A 19,195-nucleotide genomic window follows, 5' to 3' on the forward strand; every position below is an offset into this window, starting at 1 on the left:
GAACGGCCCAGGTCGTCATCTGCTACCGATCGGTTGCGAGGATGGTTCGATGGCGTTGCAGGTCCTGGTCGTCGAGGACGACGATCGCATCCGCACCGTGCTGCGGCTCGCGCTGGAGGACGAGGGGCATCAGGTCACCGAGGCCGCCGACACGCCCGCCGCCCTGGACCGGGTCCGGACCGTGATGCCCGACCTCGTGCTGGTCGACCTGATGCTCGGCGAGATCGACGGCTACACCTGCATCCGGGAGATCCGCCGGCTCAGCGACATCCCGATCGTGATCGTCAGCGCCCGCTCCGACACCCACGACATCGTCGCCGGGCTGGAAGCCGGCGCGGACGACTACGTGACCAAACCCTTCCAGGTCAAGGAGCTCACGGCTCGCCTTCGGGCGCTGCGCCGGCGGCTCCGGACCAGCACGGAAGCGACGGAGCCGGACGTCGTACTGGACTCTGATCCGGTACGACGGTTGGTGCTGTCCCGATCGCGCGGCTCGGTGCTGCTGCAGGGTGCGGACCTCAAGCTGACCGTCACGGAGTACCGGCTGCTCGCGGAGCTGGCCCGGCCGCCGGGCCGGGTGCTCAGTCGTCCGGCGCTGCTGTCGTCGGTCTGGGAGCACGGCTTCTACGGCGACGAACGGATCGTCGACGTCCACATCCGGCGGTTGCGAACCAAGATCGAGCGCGATCCGGGCCGCCCGCTGCTGGTGGTCACTGTGCGCGGGATGGGCTACCGGCTGGACCCGCGGTGAACCGCGCGATCGCGGCGCTCGGGCTGCGGCACCGGATCGTGATCGCGTTCGCGCTGGTCGCGCTGCTGGTGTCGACGGTGTTTGCCGTCAGCACCTATGCGCTGGCCCGCGGGTACCTGCTCGGGCAGCGTGAGGACGTCGTCCAGCGCCAGGCGCTGGCGGACGCCGGGTTCGTGCAGCGGCGGCTCGAGACCGCGGGGGCGGACGTGTCCGCCGTACTGACTGCGGCCGGTACGCCGGCTGGGCACACGGTCGTGCTGAAGTGGCAGGACCAGTGGTACGGGTCGGCGCTGGATCAGGGGCGCGAGGCTGTGCCGGCGGAGATGCGGGCCGAGGGTGCTGAGGGGCGGGCGGCGACGCAGCGGTTCAGCACTGCCGACGGGCCGGTGTTGGTGGTCGGCGTACCGCTGCCGGTGGTGGGTGGGGAGTTCTACGAGATCGCGCCGCTGTCCGAGCTGGACGGGATCCTGCGGTTGCTGAGCAGCATTCTGATCGGTGGGGCGGTGCTGTCGGCGGCTGCTGGCGCGGCGCTCGGGGCTTGGGCGAGTCGGTCTGTGGTGACTCCGTTGAATCGCGTGGCGGTCGCGGCGGCGACGATCGCGGGTGGCGAGCTGGACACGCGGTTGCCTCCGACGGAGGATCCGGAGCTGGCGACGATTGTTGCCTCGTTCAACAGTATGGTCCAGACGCTGCAGCAGCGGATCGAGCGGGACGCGCGGCTGGCGGCGGATGTGAGTCATGAGCTGCGGTCGCCGTTGACGACGCTGGTGGGGAGTGTGGATCTGCTCACCGCGCGGCGGGACGAGCTGCCGCCGCGGTCGCAGCAGTTGCTGGACCTGATCTCGGCGGATCTCGATCGGTTCCGGCGGTTGCTGGACAACCTGCTGGAGCTGGCGCGTTCGGATGCTGGGCTGGACTTGGGGTCTGAGGCGACTGTGTCGTTGAACGACCTGTTGCAGTACGTCGTGGGCGAGGTCGGTGGGGATCCGGCGCTGGTGAAGGGGGCCGAGGGCATCGAGGTGCGCGGCGACAAGGCGCGGTTGGGACGGTTGTTCCGGAACCTGCTGGAGAACGCCTCGCGGCACGGTGGCGGGGCGACGGCTGTGGTGGTGACTCGGTCCGGGACCGACGTACTGGTTGAGGTGGACGACGCGGGGAGCGGGATTCCGCCGGAGGATCGGGAGCGGGTGTTCGAGCGGTTCGCGACCGGGCCGAACCGGCGAGGGTCGTCGTCGGGGACCGGGTTGGGGTTGGCGCTGGTCGCGGAGACAGCGGCGGCGCATGGTGGTGCGGTGTGGTGTGAGGCGTCTGCTTCGGGTGGCGCGCGGTTCGTCGTACGGCTGCCGGAGGTACGGCGGTGAAGCGCTGGGTGGTGGGGCTGGTCGTCGTACTGGTGGTTGGTGGGTGTGGAGTGCCGACGCAGGAGTCGCCGGTGGAGATCAGGCCGGAGGCGTTGCCGTCGCGCTTGCAGGGGACCGCGCTGCCGCGAGATGTGTCGCCGCCGACGGCTGGGCCCGGGCAGGTGAGCGTGGTGGTGAACTTCGTCCGCAAGGACCGGTTGGTGCGCTCGGTGCGCGAGGTGCCGAACGGCCCGGCGCAGGACCGGCTGGCCGCGATCGTCGCCGCCCTGGTCGCCGGCCCGACCGAACGCGAGCGCGCCAGCGGGATCTCCTCGGCGCTTCCCGTCGGTCTGCAGTTGGCTGTCACCACGTTGGACGGCAACAGAGCGGTGATCGGCCTCATCGGCGAAACCGGCGGCTCGGCCGCCGAGAACGTCCTCGCCGTCGCCCAGATCGTCCTGTCCGCAACCACGATCCCGACCGTCAAGGAGGTCACCTTCGAACGCGACGGCCTCCCCGTCGAAGCGCTCCTGGCCGACGGCGCCCTCACCACCAACCCCCTGACCGCGGCCGACTACGCCGCCCTCCGCGCCGGCTGACCTGCTAGAACGTCAGCCGGACGAGCGGAAGGCGGTCGGCGATGTCGGGCGGCAGCTCGGTGTCGCGGGTGAGGTCGTCGATGCCGAGCACCTTGCCGAGCGCCCGGGCAGCGCGACGATGACGCCGCCGGTAGTCCTCGAGCGTGTCGCGGGCCTCGTCGGCCGGCAGGACCTCGGCTCGGGCGGCGTCACCGACGCGGCGGCCGGTCCAGACACGCACCGCCGGATCGGCCCGCACGTTGCGGAACCACTGGGCCTTCCCGGCGTACCCAGAGACGACAGTGACCGAGTACGGCGTTCGTCCGATGACCTCGAGGACGACGTACCGGGCAAGGCCGGAGCGGCGACCGCGGTGCTCCAACATCAGAACGCGGGGGCCGAGCAACCAGCCGAAGCCGTGGCGGAAGAGCGGGATGGGCGCTCGCGCCAGCCGGCGGGGGATCCGTTTCGTCGCCATCCCCCCACCCTGCCAGGGGTTTCACGGACCTTCAGGTCGGCGGAGCTGGCGGAGGGTGTCGGCCGGGCCGAAGCCGCTGGTCGTGCGGGTGGTTGCCGGGTCAAGCGTGACGCTTCGTGCGGGGTAGCGAGATGGCGGCGATGAGGACGGCGACCAGTAGGACGGCGGCGCAGGCGGTGAGGCCTAGGGCGTAGCCGTCGTTGAGGGAGCCGGTGGTTTCGGTGTGCTGGTGGGCGGCGGTACCGAGGGCCGCCAGGCCCAGGGAAGCGCCTAGCTGGCGGGAGCTGTTGAGGAGGCCGGACGCCGTACCGGTTTCGTGGGGTGCGACGTCGGTCGTGGCGGTGGCGACCAGCGGGCCCAGGCAAAGGCCGAAGCCGATGCTGGCGATGATCGACGGGCCGAGGACGTCGGTGAGGAAGCGGCCGTCGGGGCTGATCTGGCCGAACCAGGCGAAGCCGATCGCTGTCAGCAGTGCGCCGCCGATCAGGAGACTCTTGGCAGGGAAGCGGTAGCCGAGCTTGATCGCGAGGACCGAGCCGACGACAACTCCAAGGGCGAACGGTAGGAACATCAGGCCGGTCAGCGCCGGGCCGATGTCGAGGACGCGTTGCAGGTAGAGGGACATGAAGTAGAAGGACGACGTCATCGCCGTACCGACGAGCAAGTTGAAGGCGTTCGCTCCGGACACGTAGCGGTTGGTGAAGAGGCCGAGCCGGATGAGGGGTTCGCGGCGGGTGGTCCGCTCGACGAGGACGAAGCCGGCGAGCAGTACGACGGCGATCGCGAGCGTGATGAGTGTGGTCGGCGAGCCCCAGGCGTGCCGGTCGGTGCGGACGACGCCGAAGACGAGCGTCGTCATCCCGGCCGTTGCGAGCAGAGCGCCGAGGATGTCCGGGCGGCCCCGGCGTACAGCCATGCCCGCGGCGACTCCACCCCAGGCCAGCGCGAACGCGACGGCGGCCATCGGGACGTTGACGAACATCACCCACCGCCAGCTCGCGTACTGGGTGAGCACGCCGCCGATCAGTACGCCGAGCGCACCGCCGGCCGCGTTCATCGCGCTCCACACGCCGAACGCCCGCACCCGAGCGCGGCCGCTCGGGAAGGTGGTCGCCAGCAACGCGAGCGCAGCCGGAGCCAGCATGGCGGCCCCGATCCCTTGGGCGGCGCGGGCGGCGATCAGGTGACCGGGCTCTTGGGCGAAGCCGCCGACCAGTGATGCCAGGCCGAACAGGCTCAGTCCGGCGAGCAGCAACTGCTTGCGCCCGTACCGGTCGCTGGCCTTGCCGCCGAGCAGCAGGAGGCCACCGAAGGTGAGCGCGTAGGCGTGGATCACCCACGTCACTCCGGTCGCGCTGAACCCGAGGCCGTTCGCGATCTGGGGAAGTCCCACGTTCACGACCGAGAGGTCGAGGGACACCATGAACTGCACGACGGCGACCACGGCGAGGGTGGTCGCAGGCTTGTTCTGCAAGTTTCGGAACATGTTCCGAAAGTAGCACCAGAAGGTTCGATGTGTCGACCCGCGATCTGCTCGGGCCGACGGTGGTGTCGGCCCGAGCAGGGTTCGTCAGGAGGCGTAGACCTGCTGGTAGAGGGCGTGGAGCTCGGCGGCGGTGGTCTCGCGGCCGGTGCGGTCGGTGTGGTGCTGGACGTGGCGGGCGAAGTCGGCTTCCTCGTCCGGAGTCAGCTTCACGCCGTACTCGGTCTGCAGGAGGTAGCCGATGCCGCCCTTGCCGGACTGGCTGTTGACGCGGATGACCGCGTCGTACGTGCGGCCGAGGTCGGCGGGGTCGATCGGCAAGTAGGGGACGTCCCAGGGATGGTCGCGTTCCGGTACGCCGGCTTGCTGCGCTCGGCGGGTGTGTTCGGCCAGGCCCTTGCGGATGGCGTCCTGGTGGGTGCCGGAGAACGCGGTGTGGACCAGATCGCCGACGTACGGATGTCTGGCCGGGATCGGGAGACGGGCGCAGTGCTCGACGGTCGCGCGGATGTGGTCGATGTCGGAGAAGTCGATCATCGGGTCGACGCCCTGGGTGTAGAGGTTGAGGGCGAGCGTGGCCAGGTCGACGTTGCCGGTGCGTTCACCGTTGCCGAACACGCAGCCCTCGACGCGTTGCGCTCCGGCCAGGACGGCGAGCTCGGCGCAGGCGACGCCGGTACCGCGGTCGTTGTGCGGGTGGACGGACAGGATGACGCTGTCGCGGCGATCGAGCGACTTGTGCATGTACTCGATCTGGTCGGCGTAGATGTTCGGCGTCGCGACTTCGACAGTGGCCGGCAGATTGAGTACGACGGGCCGGTCGGGGGTCGCGTCCCAGCGGGTCGTCAGCCGGTTGCACAGGTCGAGGATGAAGTCGGGCTCGGTGAGGTTGAAGACCTCGGGCGAGAACTGGAAGCGGAGGTTCTCGCGCTCCTGGCCGAGACGCAGGATGTCGTCGGCGGCGTCGAGGAGCAGGTCGGTCAGCTCGTCGCGGGTACGACGCAGGACGACGTCGCGCCACAGTGGGGCTGTTGCGGCGTACAGGTGGACGACTACCGGCGTACGGATGTCGCGGACGGACTCGAGCGTGCGCTCGATCAGGGAACGGCGGGCCGGTGTGAAGACGACGATGGTGACGTCGTCGGGGACGTCGGTGAGTTGGCGCACGAAGTCGAAGTCGGTCTGCGAGGCGGACGGGTAGCCGACCTCGACCTCTTTGTAGCCGATGGCAACGAGCAGGTCGAAGAAGCGGCGCTTGCGGGCCGGGTCCATCGGCTCGGCCAGCGCCTGGTTGCCGTCGCGGAGATCGACGGGGACCCAGAGGGGAGCGGTGGTGGTGCGGTTGCTCGGCCAGTCACGCTCGATCGGTGGTACATGTACGCGGTCGAAGGCGGAGCGGTAACGGTGGTGCGGCATCGGCGACGGCTGTTGCCGGTTCCAGTTCATGTGGAGATGTCCTTGCGGTCACGAGCTCGGGGACCGGCGCACACCAGCACTCCACGGAGGGGCGCCGGTCGATTCAGCTCCCGCCGTGGCAGCTGAGGAGGAGACGGCGCGTGGACATGGGGTTGATGTTAGATGAGGTAGCACTCCTCAGACAAGCTGAGGAGTTAGAGGAGTGGGGATCGACCGCCGGCGCTGCGCGGATTGCGTGCCCGGCCCCGGGTCAGCCCCGCTCGCCGTCGCCTGCCCCGCCTGCCCCCGCCCCCGCCCCCGCGCGCCTCAACCTGTGCCTGCCCCCGACCCGGCCGCCGCCCCTGCTGATCTTCGCCCCGGCCACCTGCCACCGCCCCAACCACCTGCCTCCGGCCCCCGCTGGTCTTCGCCCCGACCACCTGCCTCCGCCCCGACCACCTGGCTCCGCCTGGCTCGGCAGGTCCGACGGCCACCACTGATCAACCTTTCGACAACACGTCCCTGGCGGTGGTTTCAGACGGGAGCCGACCTCCGGTGGAGTGCTTGATCAGTGGTGGGTGTCGACGGGGCCCGGCTGTCTGCAGTCGGCGGCAGTCGGAGATGGCCAGCGGCAGCAGGGGGCCGGGGAGTACAGGGGATGCCGGCGGTTGCGGGGGACGCCTGCGGTCGCAGGGATGTTCGCGGTGCGGGGATGCCGGCGGCGGGGACCGCCTATGGCCGGCAGGGATGCAGGCGGTGCGGGGGCCGCCTGTGGTCGGCGGGGTTACCGTGCCACTCGGTGGATGGACAGCGCCGGCGTGGCGACGGGGGCGAGTGTGTGGCATGTGTGGGGAGGGTCTGGTCTGGCTTCGCGGGTCGGGGAGTGAGAAGACTCCTCAGACAAGCTGAGGAATTAGAGTGGGTGGATGATTCGCCGACAACCGCTGGCCGAGCAGGCTGTTGAGGAGATCCTCCGCCGGGTTGGTGCGGGGGAGTGGCCGGTGGGGCAGAAGCTGCCGGGGGAGACGACGCTGGCGGCGCAGTTGGGGGTTGGGCGGTCGACCGTGCGGGAGGCTGTTCGGGAGTTGGCTGGGCGGCGGGTGTTGGAGAGCCGGCAGGGGTCTGGGGTGTTCGTGGTCGGGACGCAGCCGGTGGAGGACTGGGACCAGGTGCTGCGGCGGGCTGCGATCTCCGATGTGCTTGAGGGGCGGTTGGCGATCGAGACCGAGGCGGCGCGGCTGGCGGCTTCTCGGCGTACGGCTGGTGATCTGCGGGCGTTGAAGCGGACGTTGGCTGATCGGGCGCGGGCGGCTTCGGATTTGGGGGATGAGGAGTACATCGAGGCGGATCTGGCGTTCCACCGGGCGGTCGTGACTGCGGCGCACAATGCGGTGCTGGGGGAGCTGTTCGACAGCTTCGTGCCGCGGGTACGACGGGCGATGGTGGACATGCTGAAGCTGGACACGAAGGCGCAGCACCGTGGGGATCAGGCTGAGCATGCGGCGATCGTGGAGGCGATCCGCGCGAAGGATGCGGAGTTGGCGTCGGGGGTGAGCCGGGCGCATCTCGCTGGTGTGCGGAGTGGGTTGCTGCCGGGCTGAGGGTGCGGCGGGGCTGCGCAGGACGACTTGGGGACCGGGGTTGACGCTGACTGGCCGCGTGGCCCTGGCGGACAGGTCGTCGGCCGGATATCGAAGTGCTTGCCCGTAGCAACTACATTGAAGTTGTCGCGCTAACGCACGTCGAGAGCTGAGCTAATGCACGTGAGGGCATGGCGCACCGGCGATGGGGCGACAGCGGAGCTGAGCCCGGCGGTAGCCGGAACCCCGGCGGTAGCCGGAAACCCCGGCGGTAGCCGGAACCCCGGCGGTAGCCGGAAACCCCGGCGGTAGCCGGAAACCCCGGCGGTAGCCGGAAACCCCGGCGGTAGCCGGAAACCCCGGCGGTAGCCGGGAAGTGCTGGCGCCAGCCGGCAAGCGCCTGCGACAGCAGGCCACTGTGCCGGCGGTAAGCCGGTGGGTGGGTGGGAGCGGGCGTAGCTGTCGCGCTGAGGAGCGTAGCGACGAAGGGCGGCTGCGTAGCTCGCGTGGGGGAAGTTGTTAGCCGGCTGAGGAGACGACCGTGTAGCCGTGGTCTTCGATGGCGGCGTAGCAGGTGGCTTGGATTTCGGGGGTGGGGAAGGTGGCGCTGACGCGTTTGGTGTCGAGGTTGATGTCGGTGACGGTGACGCCGTGGGTTTGCAGGACGGTGGTGATGGTGTTCGTGCAGTGGGAGCAGGTCATGTCGGGGACCTCGAAGACCACGTCGGGGAGGGTCATGGTGGGCTCCTCGTGAGAGATGGTGACTGCGTTCAGCAGGGTGATGAAGGTGGTGATGAAGAGGTCGACCAGGGCGGGCAGCAGGGGTGGGGCTGAGGTGGTCATGTTCGCCAGGCAGCGGGGGAGTTCGCCGGTGGGGAGGTTGGCGTACTGGGGGATTTCGCGTGCGGCGATCGCTTGGGCTTTTAGCGTGCGGAGGGTTGCCGTCGACTCGGCGGTGTAGCGGAGGTGGCCGTCGGGGCGGGACTCGAAAGCGATCGGGATCATGCCGCGGCGGAACGTGGATGACTGCAGGCCCCAGTGCCAGGTGTTGGCGACTACGGCGAAGATGCCGGAGTCGCGGAGGGCCAGGGCAAAGGTGGCTGGGTCGTCGTACGGCGTGCTGCCGGCGAGCTCCTCGTGCTCCTGCGCCCTCGGAGCGACCGCCACCCGCAACAGGTAGGCGTGTTGGACCAGCGCTCGTGCGGTGGTTTCGAAGCCGACGGCGAGGATCTCGCGGGGGTCGGCGTCGGTGGTGGTCGCGGTCATGATGCGGCGGTCGGCGGCGCTCAACGGGGTGAGTGCGGGGAGGGCCTGGCGGAGCGCGACGGTGGTTTCGCGGGCGGCGATCGGGACGATCGGGCCGAGGGCGCTGCAGTGGGCGACGTTGAGTACGCCTGTGCTGTCGTGCCACAGGACTCGGTGGGTCGCGCTGCTGGCGACGGGGAGATCCAGGTAGTTGCGCTGGGCGGTCGTGAGTCGGCCATCGGGGGAGAGCGGGGTGACGTCGGGCTCGGCGGTCCACGGCGTGGGTGGTGGGAGATCGGGAGTCCAGGGGGCGATGGACTCGGCCAGGATGCGGGCGGCTGCCGCGCGGTGGTAGTCGGACATCGGCGCCTCCCCTGGGGACTTGTCCATTCTCCTGGGAAGGGCTGGAGGTTGCTGGTCACACCGCGTGTCCGTCTGTAACAATCACTACCAAATCATGCAAACATGGAGGATTCATGACGGTGGTCGCCGACGACGGGTGCCGGTTGTGGACGCGGGTGACGGGGGCCGGGCCGGTCGTCGTACTGGTGCACGGTGGGCCTGGCTGGTGGGACTACCTCGACGACTTGGCCGCGATGTTGGCGGACGACTTCACGGTGTGGCAGTGGGATCAGCGGGGAGCTGGGCGGTCCGACGTACGAGGGCCGTTCACGGTTGATCGGTACGTCGCTGACCTGGCGGCGGTCATCGGCGGGGCGGAGGTGCGGGTGGTCGGGCACTCGTGGGGTGCGGCGCTGGCGCTCGAGTATGCGCAGCGTTTTCCCGTCGAGCGGTTGCTGCTGGTCGCGAGCACCGGGCTGGACGGGCCGCCGCCGTCGTACCGGGAACGCGTCGCGGAGATCCTTGCTGCTGAGTCGTACGACGACGAGTGGTTGGCGCGGATCTCCACCGGGTTTGCCGATCGTGCGACTGCGATGGATCTCGCCCGGCAGCTCAACACTCCGCGCTTCACGCCGAACAAAGAAGCAGCCGATGCACTCGTTGCCGACCTCAAGCGTCGGCCGGATCGGAAGGGTGCCTGCGCGAAGGTCGACACGCCGACGCTGCTGCTCCACGGTGAGCTGGATCTTCGCCCGCCGTCCGTGGCCGACAGCCTGCTCGCGGCGCTTCCGGATGCCGAACGGCTGATCGTGCCCGGCGCCGCGCACTACCCCTGGCTGGAGAACCCGGAGGAGTTCCGCCGCCAGGCCCTCGCGTTCCTCAGGAACTGATCAGCGCCGGGAAGGGTGGGGGCGGGGAGAGCCGGGCGCGCCGAGCAGGCCGCCGAGCCGCCCGCGGCGCTCACCGCTGGGTGAGGCGCATGACCGGGTACTCGCGCTCGGACTTCTCCTGGTACTTCGCGATCCGCGGCTGCGCCTCGGCGATCCGCTTCCACGCTTCAGCGCGCTCGGCCGTGCCCAAACGCTCCGCCTTCACCGGTACGGCGTCCTTGCCGGCGAACTCGACCGTCACCTGGTCCGGGTGGGCCGTCAGGTTCGCGTGCCAGTCCGGGTGCTGGCTGCCGCCACCGGAGGCGACGACCAGCCACGACTCGCCGTCCGCGAACCACGCGAGCGGCGTCGCCCGCGGCTCACCGCTGCGCTTTCCGATGGTGTTGAGCACGAGCACGTCCATGCCCATCATCTGTCCCTTGCCGTCGCGGATCTTCCGGCTCGCCCGGGCGCCCATCTTCACCTGCAGCCACCGCGAGAACCGTCCCGGAGTACCCGGCTTGCGCTCGACCTGCTCTGTCTTCGTCATACCGAAGACGCTAGTGGCGGGCCACCCCCGGCTGCTTCTCGATTCCTGATCACTTGCGGGCGGCGGCCATTTCCTGGCCGAGCTCGCTGTCGGGGAAGCGGTCGAGCAGCGTGCGGAGTTCGTCGGCGGGCAGGTTCGCGCCGAAGGCCTCGGCGCGAGGCTGCAGCCGTACGCCGTCCGCGAGCTTGTCGAGCACGACCGGGTCGAAGCCGAGGTCGTCGACGAACTCGGTGACCACGGCAACGTCCGACGCGTTGTCACTGGCAACGGCGATCGCCTTCCGGCCCGGCGTACCGGCAGGCAGGGCGCCTTCGTCAAGATCGTGGTACCCCATGTGGTTGAAGCCCTTGACCACCCGCGCGCCGTCGAGGAACGCGGCGACGATCTCGCTGGACGACGTGCGCGGGTCGGTGAGGTCCGCGCGGTGGCCGTCGATCTCCCACCAGTAGTTCATCGCGTCGACGACGAGCTTGCCGCGCAGCTGGTCGACCGGGAGCGCCTGGTACTTGCCGAGCGGCAGGGCCAGTACGACGAGGTCGGCCTGGGCCGCCGCCTCCACTCCCGTGGTGGCGACGGCGCCGGGAACGAGGATCTCGACGGTCAGCGCGATCTTGGACGGCTCACCCGAACCGGCGATCAGCACTTTGTAGCCCGCGGCAACGGCCAGCCGGCCGAGCACGGTCCCGACCTTGCCGGCGCCGAGGATCCCGATCGTGTGAACGCCGGTGGCGCTCATGCGGTCTCCACAGGGGTGAGCTCGGCCAGGCGCTCGCGCACCTGAGGGATCACCTTGCCGCCGAACAGCTCGACCGCGCGCATCCGCGCACCGATCGGCTGCGTGCCGCTCGTGTAGATCAGGTCGAAGCGCCCGACGTCCACCGCGCTGACCGCGCGCGCGATCTTGGCCGCGACGGTGTCCGGCGACCCGATGTAGAGCGAGCCGTGCTCGATCTCGGCCAGGTACTCCTCGCGGCGGATCGGCGGCCAGCCGCGCTGCTGCCCGATCCGGTCGCGGATCACCTTGTAGTGCGGCCAGTACACCTCGCGCGCCTCCTCGTCGGTGTCGGCGACGAAGCCCGGCGAGTGCATGCCGACCGGGTGCGCCGTCGTACCGAACTGCTCGGCCGCGCGGCGGTAGAGATCGATGTACGGCGCGAAGCGGTCGGGCTGGCCGCCGATGATCGCGAGCATCAGCGGAAGGCCGTGGTGCGCCGTACGGACCACCGACTGCGGTGAACCGCCAACCCCGATCCAGGTCTTCAGTCGGCCGGACTCGGTCTTGGGGAAGACGTCCGCGTCGGTCAGCGCCGCGCGCGTCGTACCGGACCAAGTGACCGGCTTCTCGTCGAGCAGCTTGACGAACAGGTCCGCCTTCTCCTCGAACAGCACGTCGTAGTCGGCCAGGTCGTAGCCGAACAGCGGGAACGACTCGGTGAACGAACCACGCCCGAGGATCACCTCGGCGCGGCCGTTGGACAGCGCGTCGACGGTCGCGAACCGCTGGAAGACGCGGACCGGGTCGTCCGAGCTGAGCACGGTCACACCGGAGGCCAGACGGATGCGGTTGGTCCTGGTCGCGATGCCGGCCAGCACGGTCTCCGGGGAGGAGACCGAGTACTCCGGGCGGTGGTGCTCGCCGAGGGCGATCACGTCGACGCCGAGCTCGTCGGCCACGACGGCCTCCTCGACGACCTGGCGGATCGCCACGGCGTGCGAGACCAGCTGACCGTTGTCGTCCTGCGGGACGTCGCCGAAGGTGTCGAGTCCGAACTCGAGATCTGTCACGGGTACTGCGCTCCTTGTAGTAAAGGGATTCAGACGGTGGTGGGTTGTACGGCGAGCAGCTCGCGGACGCGCGGTGCGACCTCGCGGCCGAGCAGCTCGATGGTGCGGGCCCGGGCGTCCCGCGGCAGGAACATCACGTCGTACTTGAGGTCGAAGCGGCTCAGGTGCAGGTCGCGGACCATGGTCGCGATCTTCTGCGCGACCGTCTCCGGCGAGCCGACGAACAACGCACCGGTGTCGACCTCGTCCAGGTAGCGCTCCTTGCTCGGTGCGTAGAAGCCGCGTTCGCGGGACAGGTTCTCGACCACCGGCTGCCAGTAGCGCCACCAGGTCTCGACGGCTTCCTCGTCGGTCTCCGCGACCATGCCGAGCGAGTGCTGGCCGATCGGGAGCCGGGGTTTGCCGAGATCGTCGAGCGCCCGTTCGTACAGGGCGACGTTGCCGGCGAAGCGCTGCGGGCGGCCGCCGATGATCGCCATCATCAGGGGCAGGCCGTACCGGGCGGCGCGCAGGACCGAGTTCGGCGTACCGCCGACGCCGATCCAGGTGGGGATGCCGCCGGGGCGCATCTGGGGGTGCAGGGTCTGGCCGGTCAGTGGAGCCCGGACGGTGCCGGACCAGGTGACCTTCTCCTCGCGCTGCAGGCGGGCGAACAGGTCGAGCTTCTCCTCGAACAGCCGCTCGTAGTCGGCCAGGTCGTACCCGAACAGCGGGAACGACTCGATGGCCGAGGCCCGGCCGAGCACGATCTGGGCGCGGCCGTTCGAGACCGCGTCGAGGGTGGAGAACTCGTGGTAGAGCCGGACGGGGTCGTTGGTGCTGAGCACCGTGACCGACGTCCCGAGCGCGATCTTCTGGGTCGCGGAGGCGATCGCCGCCAGCAGCACCGGGGTCGCGGAGTCGTTGTGGCCCTCGCGGTAGTGCTCGCCGAGGTTGAAGGCGTCCAGGCCCACGGACTCGGCCAGCTGCGCCTCCTCGACCAGCAACCGCACGGTCTCGGCGTCGGACATGATCCGGCCGTCGTCGGTGGCTACTTCGCCGAAGGAGTCGAGACCCAGCTCGAAACCAGTCACCACTGTCACCTCGTTCACGTTGTGGCCTCTTGGGGTTGACATGTCAATCATATACATTCGAGTTGACGCGTCAACCAGGAGGTTCGAGATGAGTAACACGGTGTCCCGGCGAATTCTTCCCACCAGTGAGCAGCTGCGGATCTGGCGGGACTTCATCGAGACCGCCGACGCGTTGCGCGCCCGGCTCGGTGCTCAGTTGCAGGACGAGTCGGGGCTGTCGCGCGGCGATTACGGCGTACTGCTGGCACTGTCCGAAGCGACCGATCACCGGCTGCGTCCGTCGGATCTCGCGCTGCGCATCGGGTGGGAGCGCAGCCGGCTGTCGCATCACCTGGGACGAATGGAGCGGCGGGAGCTGATCCGGCGGGAGGAGTGCGCGACCGACACCCGAGGCGCGGAGGTTGTTTTGACCGACACCGGGGCGAGCGCTTTCAGGGCCGCGACGGTTCCGCATCTGCGGGCGATCCGCGAGCTGTTCGTCGACGCGCTCACGCCGGAGCAGCTCGAGGCGGCCGGCGAGCTGGCGGCCTCGTTGCGGGGTCACTTGGACCGCGGCTGAGTAGATTCGGGCGTATGGCGGTCGGTCCGGCGGTTTCGGTTGAGGCGGCGCGGCGGATCGCGTTGCGTGCTCAGGGGTTCGGTGAGGCGCGGCCTGGGCGCGCGGACGTTCGGCAGGTACGGCGGGTTGTCGAGCGGGTCGGCGTACTGCAGGTGGACTCCGTGAACGTGCTGTGCCGGTCGCACTACCTGCCGGTCTTCTCGCGGGTGGGGGATTACTCGCGGGAGCGGCTGGACCGGATGTGCTGGGGTGGCGGCGAGCTGTTCGAGTACTTCTGGGGGCACAAGGCGGCGCTGCTGCCGGTGGCGTCGTACCCGTTGGCGCGATGGCGGATGCGGGTGGCCGAGCGGCAGGTGTGGGACGAGCCGCTGGACCCGGAGCTTCAGGTGCCGTGGTCGGTGGTGGTCGGGATGCGGCGGCTGAGCGTAGAGCGGCCGCGGTTGGTCGACGACGTGCTGGCGATGGTTTCCGATCAGGGGCCGATCACGGCGGGCGAGGCCGATCGCGACGGCGTACGGCGGAAGCGGAGCGACCCGGATCCGGATCCGTCGACGGGAAAGATGTGGAACTGGCAGGACGCGAAGATCGCGATCGAGTACCTGTTCGCGACCGGACGGGTGGCCATCGCGGGGCGGCGGCACTTCGAGCGGCTGTACGACGTGACCGAGCGGGTGCTGCCGACCGACGTACCTGAGGTGGACGACGACGAGGCGCGGCGCGAGTTCGTGCGGATCGCGGCGCGGTCTCTCGGGGTGGCGACGGCGGGGGAGTTGTGCGGGGCGACGCGTGGGCACTATCCGTTGCCCACAGCAACGGCTAAGCGGGTGGTGGGCGAGCTGGTGGATGCCGGGGATCTCGTGCCTGTACAGGTCGACGGTGTGAAGCAGCAGAGCTACTTGTGGGCCGAGGCCGAGGACCGCCCGGTCGACACGCGGGCGTTGCTCTCGCCGTTCGACACCCTGATCTGGAACCGCGCCCGCACCGAGCGGCTGTTCGACTTCTTCTACCGGATCAGCATCTACACGCCTGAGGCTCAACGCGTCCACGGCTACTACGTCCTGCCGTTCCTCCTCGGCGACCGCCTGGTCGCCCGAGTAGACCTCAAGTCGGACCGCCGAAACTCCACCCTGCTCGTCCCGACCCTCACCGCTGAGTCCGGCGTCAAGGAAGCCGATCTGGTCGAGCCACTAGCTGCCGAACTGCAACTGATGGCCCGCTGGCTGCACCTCGATCGCGTGCAGGTGGCAGCCGGCGGAGCCTTCGGGCGGAGGGTTGCGAGCGCGATCAGCTCGTGAGCGTGGCCAGGACCTGAGCCAGACCGTCCTCGGCGATGCTGCCGGTCACTTCACCAGCAGCAGCCAGTACGTCGGCCGGTGCGTGGCCCATCGCGACACCGCGACCGTGCTCGGCGGCCCAGGTCAGCAACTCGAGGTCGTTGCGCCCGTCCGCGACGGCCATCACCCGCTCGCGGGGTACGCCCAGCTCGGCGCGAACGCGTTCCATCGCGGTGGACTTGTTGACGCCGTCGGCGGCGATGTCGAGCCAGGCCGACCAGCCGATCGCGAAGCTCACCCGGCGCAGTCCCATCCGCTCGACCACCCGCAGGAAGTCGTCGAGGTCGTGGCCGGGAGAGACGACCACGACGCGGCAGGCCGTGCGGTTCAGGAGGGCCTCGAACTCGACGTACTCCTCGTGCTCGCTGTCGAGGCCGATCGCACTGCCGGGGAAGGGCGCGGTGAACAGGTAGTGGCCGTGCTCGTCCTCGATCGCGTACCGGGCGTCCGGGAGGTGGGCGTGGATCGACTTCAGCACCGGTGTCGGGTCGAAGGTCTCGACCCAGACTCGCTGGTAGTTGCCCTCGGCATCACGTTCGAGGGTGGTCGCGCCGTTGGAGCAGACCACGAAGCGTGGCGTGATGCCGAGCAGATCGAGGACCGGCAGGGTGGCGGCCGGCGACCGGCCGGTCGCGAGCATGAGCTCGTGACCGGCCTGGTGGAGCTTGGTGATCTCGGCCGCGACCGCCGTACTGACCGTGCCGTCCTCGCGGAGGGTCGTGCCGTCGATGTCGAGGGCGACGAGCCACGGAGCTTCGGTCATGCCGGTACGTGGGCCCGGTGGGCGGGGGTGGGCTTGGGGGTGGTGCGCTTGATGCGGTGCTGGCCGGCGAGGCTGATGAGGGAGAGCAGGATCGCCGCTCCCGTGTACCAGGTGACGGTGGGGATCTCGCCGAGGGTCGAGGTCAGCTGGCCGGCGATGACGACGGGGACGCCGAGACCGACGTACGCGATCAGGTAGACCGCGCCGACGACTCCGGCGCGCTGGTGGGGAGCGGCGAGGGGGAAGACGAGGGCGAGGGCCGCGGTGAACGAGGCGCCGAAGCCGATGCCTGCCAGGGCCTGCCCGATGATCATCACGGCGAGGCTGCCGGCCAGTACGCCGGTGATGATGCCGGCCGCGCCGACGACCGAGGCGTAGATGCCGATCGTCATCGCGCGCCGGGAGTCGACCTTGCCGAGCGCGAAGCCGATCAGGAACGACGCGGTCTGCGGGACGAACCCGGCGACGCCGTTCATCAGGCCGCTGTCGATGTGGAAGACGCTGCGCACCATGCTCGGCGCGAGGCCGCCGGACAGGCCGGCCAGCATCCAGACCGCGGCGACGACCGGGGCCGAGGCGGCGAACTCCGCGCGGGTGGCCGCGGGGAACGAGATCCTCGGGATCATCGAGCGCAGCGCTCCCGGCGTACGGCGGACTGTCTCGGGCGACAGCGCGACAACTCCGAAGCCGAGCACGGTCAGCGCGGTCAGGACCACGAAGATCACCGTGTTCGCGTCGGAGCTCACCTGGATCGCGAGGCCGGCCAGCAAGGAGCCGAAGCCGAGTCCACCGGTCAGCCCGGCGCTGCCCAGGATCACGCCGAGCCCCTTGCGGTGCGCCGGGGCGATCTCGACCAGGGCCGCGGTGAAGGCAGTCGTGGCCGCGCCGGCGGCGACGCCCTGCACGGTCCGGCCGGCGATCACCCAGTCGACGTTCTGGGCGAACAGGAACAGCAGGTTCGACACCACCTGGACGACGAGTGCGCCGAGCAGGACCGGTCGCCGGCCGAGGTGGTCGGACAGTGAGCCGACCGTCAGGACCGCGGCCAGGAACCCGGCGGCGTACACGGCGAACGCCAGCGTGAGCAGCTGCGGTGCGAAGTTCCACTGGTCGCGGTACTCGACGAGCATCGGGGTGAGCGATCCGGCCGCGAGGTTCAGGCTCGTGAACGTGACCGCGATGCCGGCCAGGGCGACGCCGGTGGGCAGGGTCCAGCGACGCTGGACGATGGGGGACTGGGTTGAGGTGGACACGGTGACTCCTTGCTGGAACCGGGGGACTAGTCGGTGATGAGGACGACGCCGGTCGGCGCGTCGAGGGCCTTCACCGTCAGTTCGGCGGCGCGGTCGAGGTGGACCCGCGGTTCGGCGGGCACGTTCTCGGGGTTGTAGGTGCCGGGGCCGTAGAACTGCCCGTAGCTGAGGACGACGCCGCCTTCGGCCAGCACCGACTTCTCCAGCTCGGCGACGGCCAGCGCGTCCGGTCCGTCCGGCAGCTGCCACGCGACGGTCTGGGCCAGGATCTTCGGCGACCCGCTCTGCCGGGCGGCCTCGATCAGGTTCTGGTTGCCCTCGGTGCGGATCCGGGCGTTCAGCTCGGCGTGCGCGTCGATGTTCGACAGGTCGTCGGGCAGGTCGGTCAGCTCGTTCAGTACGACGTCCGGCCGGAACTCCTTGACCGCCAGGATCAGCGCGTCACGGTCGAACACGTCGCAGACGATCGGCTCCGCGCCGAGCTCCTTCAGGGCGGCGGTCTTGCTCTCCGAGCGGGTCATCCCGCCGACCACGTGCCCGGCCTGAACCAGCAGGGGAACGAGCCGCTGCCCGATCACGCCGGACGCTCCGGCCAGAAAAATCCTCATCGCTCTCTCCTTCGTTATTCTGGACACTGGATGTCCAGGTAAGATCACCGTACGCCCCTGACTATCAACTGGTCAAGCCAGCAAATCCCGGCCCGTGGACGCCGGTCCGGGCGCCGGGGGAGCGTCCCTACGATGACTACTGATCCAGTGGACATTCGACGTTTCGGTGAGGACCCCGTAGATGACGACCAGCTACCACGCCGCCGGCGACCGCTACGAGCGGCTGGAGTACCGGCGGGCCGGCCGGTCCGGGCTCGACCTGCCCGCGGTCTCGCTCGGGCTGTGGCAGAAGTTCGGCACCGACTACCCGTTCGCGACGCAGCGCGAGATCGTGCTGCACGCCTTCGACCTCGGCGTCACCCACATCGACAACGCGAACCGCTACGGCCCGCCGTTCCGCGGCGCGGAGAAGTTCCTCGGGCAGCTGCTGCGCACCGACCTCGCGCCGTACCGGGACGAGCTGGTGATCACCACCAAGGCCGGCAACCCGATCAGTCCGAGCCCTTACGCCAAAGGCGGTTCGCGCAAGTCGCTGCTCAGCTCGCTGGATCACAGCCTGCGGGACCTCGGCACCGACTACGTCGACATCTTCTACCACCACCGGCCCGACGCGACGACTCCGCTCGAGGAGACGGTCGGCGCGCTGGTGAGCGCGGTCCAGCAGGGCAAGGCCCTGTACGTCGGAGTGTCGAACTACCCGACCGACCAGGCGCATGCGGCCGCCGAACTGCTGCGGCAGGCCGGCGTACCGCTGCTCGTGCATCAGCCGCGGTACTCGATCTTCGACCGTACGCCGGAACGCTCCGGCCTGCTGGACCAGGCGGCCGCGGACGGGTTCGGACTCGTTGCCTACAGCCCCTTGGCGCAGGGGCTGCTGACCGACAAGTACCTCGACGGCACGATCCCGGAGGGCGCCCGGGCCGCCAACAGCACGTTCCTGTCGCCCGAGCAGATCGACCCGGTCTACCGGGAGCGCGCGACCGCGCTGAGCAAGATCGCGCACGAGCGCGGTCAGTCGCTCGCGCAGCTGGCGCTGCAGTGGGTGCTGCGACGGCCGGAGGTGACGACGGCGCTGATCGGCGCGAGCTCGACCGATCAGCTGGACCACAACCTCGCCGCGCTCGACTTCCCGCCGCTGACCGACGCGGAGCTGAAGCTGATCGACGAGCATGGTGTCCACGGCACGGGTCAACGTGCCTGACCTAGGGG

Annotated in this window: 19 protein-coding genes; 8 read left to right on the forward strand and 11 right to left on the reverse strand. The window is 69.7% G+C overall.

Annotated elements, in window-relative coordinates; all coding sequences use genetic code 11:
* Positions 1-49 precede the first annotated feature (49 nt).
* The 3 genes from ACYVIO_RS25575 to ACYVIO_RS25585 are packed head-to-tail and all read left to right on the forward strand — an operon-like array spanning position 50 to position 2,690.
* Positions 50-751, forward strand: coding sequence for a response regulator (locus ACYVIO_RS25575; protein WP_460653408.1), 702 nt, complete (start codon positions 50-52; stop codon positions 749-751).
* Entirely contained in the window at positions 748-2,112 is a 1,365-nt protein-coding gene (locus ACYVIO_RS25580) for a sensor histidine kinase (protein ID WP_460653409.1), read from the forward strand. Before ACYVIO_RS25575 ends, ACYVIO_RS25580 begins: the two co-directional genes overlap by 4 nt.
* Positions 2,109-2,690 (forward strand): GerMN domain-containing protein, encoded by a 582-nt coding sequence (locus ACYVIO_RS25585; RefSeq protein ID WP_460653410.1) that lies wholly within the window; start codon positions 2,109-2,111, stop codon positions 2,688-2,690. Before ACYVIO_RS25580 ends, ACYVIO_RS25585 begins: the two co-directional genes overlap by 4 nt.
* 4 nt (positions 2,691-2,694) lie before the next feature.
* Here the strand turns inward: ACYVIO_RS25585 and ACYVIO_RS25590 are convergent, their stop codons facing one another.
* From ACYVIO_RS25590 to ACYVIO_RS25600, 3 genes are all read right to left on the reverse strand, one after another.
* Entirely contained in the window at positions 2,695-3,147 is a 453-nt protein-coding gene (locus tag ACYVIO_RS25590; protein WP_460653411.1) for a nitroreductase family deazaflavin-dependent oxidoreductase, read from the reverse strand.
* 100 nt (positions 3,148-3,247) lie between these two features.
* Positions 3,248-4,633: an MFS transporter gene (locus tag ACYVIO_RS25595; RefSeq protein WP_460653412.1), complete on the reverse strand. Its 1,386-nt coding sequence runs from the start codon at positions 4,631-4,633 to the stop codon at positions 3,248-3,250.
* An 84-nt stretch (positions 4,634-4,717) separates the two neighbouring features.
* On the reverse strand, positions 4,718-6,076 hold the full coding sequence (locus ACYVIO_RS25600) for a 2-isopropylmalate synthase (protein WP_460653413.1): 1,359 nt from the start codon (positions 6,074-6,076) through the stop codon (positions 4,718-4,720).
* A gap of 875 nt (positions 6,077-6,951) precedes the next feature.
* On the opposite strand from ACYVIO_RS25600, the gene ACYVIO_RS25605 reads away from it, so the two are divergent.
* Entirely contained in the window at positions 6,952-7,626 is a 675-nt protein-coding gene (locus ACYVIO_RS25605; RefSeq protein WP_460653414.1) for a FadR/GntR family transcriptional regulator, read from the forward strand.
* Positions 7,627-8,124: 498 nt separating this feature from the next.
* Here ACYVIO_RS25605 and ACYVIO_RS25610 read toward each other — a convergent pair whose 3' ends face one another.
* Positions 8,125-9,213 (reverse strand): heavy-metal-associated domain-containing protein, encoded by a 1,089-nt coding sequence (locus ACYVIO_RS25610; RefSeq protein ID WP_460653415.1) that lies wholly within the window; start codon positions 9,211-9,213, stop codon positions 8,125-8,127.
* 113 nt (positions 9,214-9,326) lie between these two features.
* Here ACYVIO_RS25610 and ACYVIO_RS25615 point away from each other — a divergent pair, with 113 nt between their 5' ends.
* Complete coding sequence (locus ACYVIO_RS25615; RefSeq protein WP_460653416.1) at positions 9,327-10,082, forward strand: alpha/beta fold hydrolase; 756 nt, start codon at positions 9,327-9,329, stop codon at positions 10,080-10,082.
* A gap of 70 nt (positions 10,083-10,152) precedes the next feature.
* On the opposite strand, the gene ACYVIO_RS25620 is transcribed toward ACYVIO_RS25615, so the two are convergent.
* The 4 genes from ACYVIO_RS25620 to ACYVIO_RS25635 are packed head-to-tail and all read right to left on the reverse strand — an operon-like array spanning position 10,153 to position 13,469.
* On the reverse strand, positions 10,153-10,611 hold the full coding sequence (locus ACYVIO_RS25620; RefSeq protein ID WP_460653417.1) for a nitroreductase family deazaflavin-dependent oxidoreductase: 459 nt from the start codon (positions 10,609-10,611) through the stop codon (positions 10,153-10,155).
* 49 nt (positions 10,612-10,660) lie between these two features.
* Positions 10,661-11,347: an NADPH-dependent F420 reductase gene (locus ACYVIO_RS25625; protein ID WP_460653418.1), complete on the reverse strand. Its 687-nt coding sequence runs from the start codon at positions 11,345-11,347 to the stop codon at positions 10,661-10,663.
* Positions 11,344-12,396, reverse strand: a complete 1,053-nt coding sequence (locus tag ACYVIO_RS25630) for an LLM class flavin-dependent oxidoreductase (protein ID WP_460653419.1) — start codon at positions 12,394-12,396, stop codon at positions 11,344-11,346. The genes ACYVIO_RS25625 and ACYVIO_RS25630 overlap by 4 nt, the downstream gene beginning before the upstream one ends.
* A gap of 29 nt (positions 12,397-12,425) precedes the next feature.
* On the reverse strand, positions 12,426-13,469 hold the full coding sequence (locus ACYVIO_RS25635) for an LLM class flavin-dependent oxidoreductase (RefSeq protein WP_460653420.1): 1,044 nt from the start codon (positions 13,467-13,469) through the stop codon (positions 12,426-12,428).
* Between the two features lie 88 nt (positions 13,470-13,557).
* On the opposite strand from ACYVIO_RS25635, the gene ACYVIO_RS25640 reads away from it, so the two are divergent.
* Together ACYVIO_RS25640 and ACYVIO_RS25645 are read left to right on the forward strand one after the other, a co-directional pair.
* Complete coding sequence (locus ACYVIO_RS25640; protein ID WP_460653421.1) at positions 13,558-14,028, forward strand: MarR family winged helix-turn-helix transcriptional regulator; 471 nt, start codon at positions 13,558-13,560, stop codon at positions 14,026-14,028.
* Between the two features lie 14 nt (positions 14,029-14,042).
* A complete protein-coding gene (locus ACYVIO_RS25645; RefSeq protein ID WP_460653422.1) occupies positions 14,043-15,323 on the forward strand; it encodes a winged helix-turn-helix domain-containing protein in 1,281 nt (426 codons plus the stop codon).
* Here ACYVIO_RS25645 and ACYVIO_RS25650 read toward each other — a convergent pair.
* From ACYVIO_RS25650 to ACYVIO_RS25660, 3 genes are read right to left on the reverse strand one after another with little or no spacing between them, the layout of a single operon-like run.
* A complete protein-coding gene (locus ACYVIO_RS25650; protein WP_460653423.1) occupies positions 15,313-16,125 on the reverse strand; it encodes an HAD family hydrolase in 813 nt (270 codons plus the stop codon). The two genes, ACYVIO_RS25645 and ACYVIO_RS25650, sit on opposite strands and share 11 nt — an antisense overlap.
* Entirely contained in the window at positions 16,122-17,378 is a 1,257-nt protein-coding gene (locus ACYVIO_RS25655) for an MFS transporter (protein ID WP_460653424.1), read from the reverse strand. The genes ACYVIO_RS25650 and ACYVIO_RS25655 overlap by 4 nt, the downstream gene beginning before the upstream one ends.
* Before the next feature lie 26 nt (positions 17,379-17,404).
* Positions 17,405-17,986 (reverse strand): NAD-dependent epimerase/dehydratase family protein, encoded by a 582-nt coding sequence (locus tag ACYVIO_RS25660; RefSeq protein WP_460653425.1) that lies wholly within the window; start codon positions 17,984-17,986, stop codon positions 17,405-17,407.
* Positions 17,987-18,167: 181 nt separating this feature from the next.
* Between ACYVIO_RS25660 and ACYVIO_RS25665 the strand changes: the two genes are divergently transcribed.
* Entirely contained in the window at positions 18,168-19,187 is a 1,020-nt protein-coding gene (locus ACYVIO_RS25665) for an aldo/keto reductase (protein ID WP_460653426.1), read from the forward strand.
* Positions 19,188-19,195: the final 8 nt, after the last annotated feature.

This window comes from Kribbella endophytica (genome assembly GCF_054781295.1).

Excerpts from the sequence above, each read along its gene's own strand:
- ACYVIO_RS25575 (WP_460653408.1), top strand. The coding sequence starts at position 50 with ATGGCGTTGCAGGTCCTGGTCGTCGAGGACGACGATCGCATCCGCACC.
- ACYVIO_RS25600 (WP_460653413.1), bottom strand. The coding sequence starts at position 6,076 with ATGAACTGGAACCGGCAACAGCCGTCGCCGATGCCGCACCACCGTTAC.
- ACYVIO_RS25645 (WP_460653422.1), top strand. The coding sequence starts at position 14,043 with ATGGCGGTCGGTCCGGCGGTTTCGGTTGAGGCGGCGCGGCGGATCGCG.
- ACYVIO_RS25610 (WP_460653415.1), bottom strand. The coding sequence starts at position 9,213 with ATGTCCGACTACCACCGCGCGGCAGCCGCCCGCATCCTGGCCGAGTCC.
- ACYVIO_RS25665 (WP_460653426.1), top strand. The coding sequence starts at position 18,168 with ATGACGACCAGCTACCACGCCGCCGGCGACCGCTACGAGCGGCTGGAG.
- ACYVIO_RS25590 (WP_460653411.1), bottom strand. The coding sequence starts at position 3,147 with ATGGCGACGAAACGGATCCCCCGCCGGCTGGCGCGAGCGCCCATCCCG.
- ACYVIO_RS25625 (WP_460653418.1), bottom strand. The coding sequence starts at position 11,347 with ATGAGCGCCACCGGCGTTCACACGATCGGGATCCTCGGCGCCGGCAAG.
- ACYVIO_RS25650 (WP_460653423.1), bottom strand. The coding sequence starts at position 16,125 with ATGACCGAAGCTCCGTGGCTCGTCGCCCTCGACATCGACGGCACGACC.
- ACYVIO_RS25615 (WP_460653416.1), top strand. The coding sequence starts at position 9,327 with ATGACGGTGGTCGCCGACGACGGGTGCCGGTTGTGGACGCGGGTGACG.
- ACYVIO_RS25595 (WP_460653412.1), bottom strand. The coding sequence starts at position 4,633 with ATGTTCCGAAACTTGCAGAACAAGCCTGCGACCACCCTCGCCGTGGTC.
- ACYVIO_RS25640 (WP_460653421.1), top strand. The coding sequence starts at position 13,558 with ATGAGTAACACGGTGTCCCGGCGAATTCTTCCCACCAGTGAGCAGCTG.
- ACYVIO_RS25605 (WP_460653414.1), top strand. The coding sequence starts at position 6,952 with ATGATTCGCCGACAACCGCTGGCCGAGCAGGCTGTTGAGGAGATCCTC.
- ACYVIO_RS25660 (WP_460653425.1), bottom strand. The coding sequence starts at position 17,986 with ATGAGGATTTTTCTGGCCGGAGCGTCCGGCGTGATCGGGCAGCGGCTC.
- ACYVIO_RS25620 (WP_460653417.1), bottom strand. The coding sequence starts at position 10,611 with ATGACGAAGACAGAGCAGGTCGAGCGCAAGCCGGGTACTCCGGGACGG.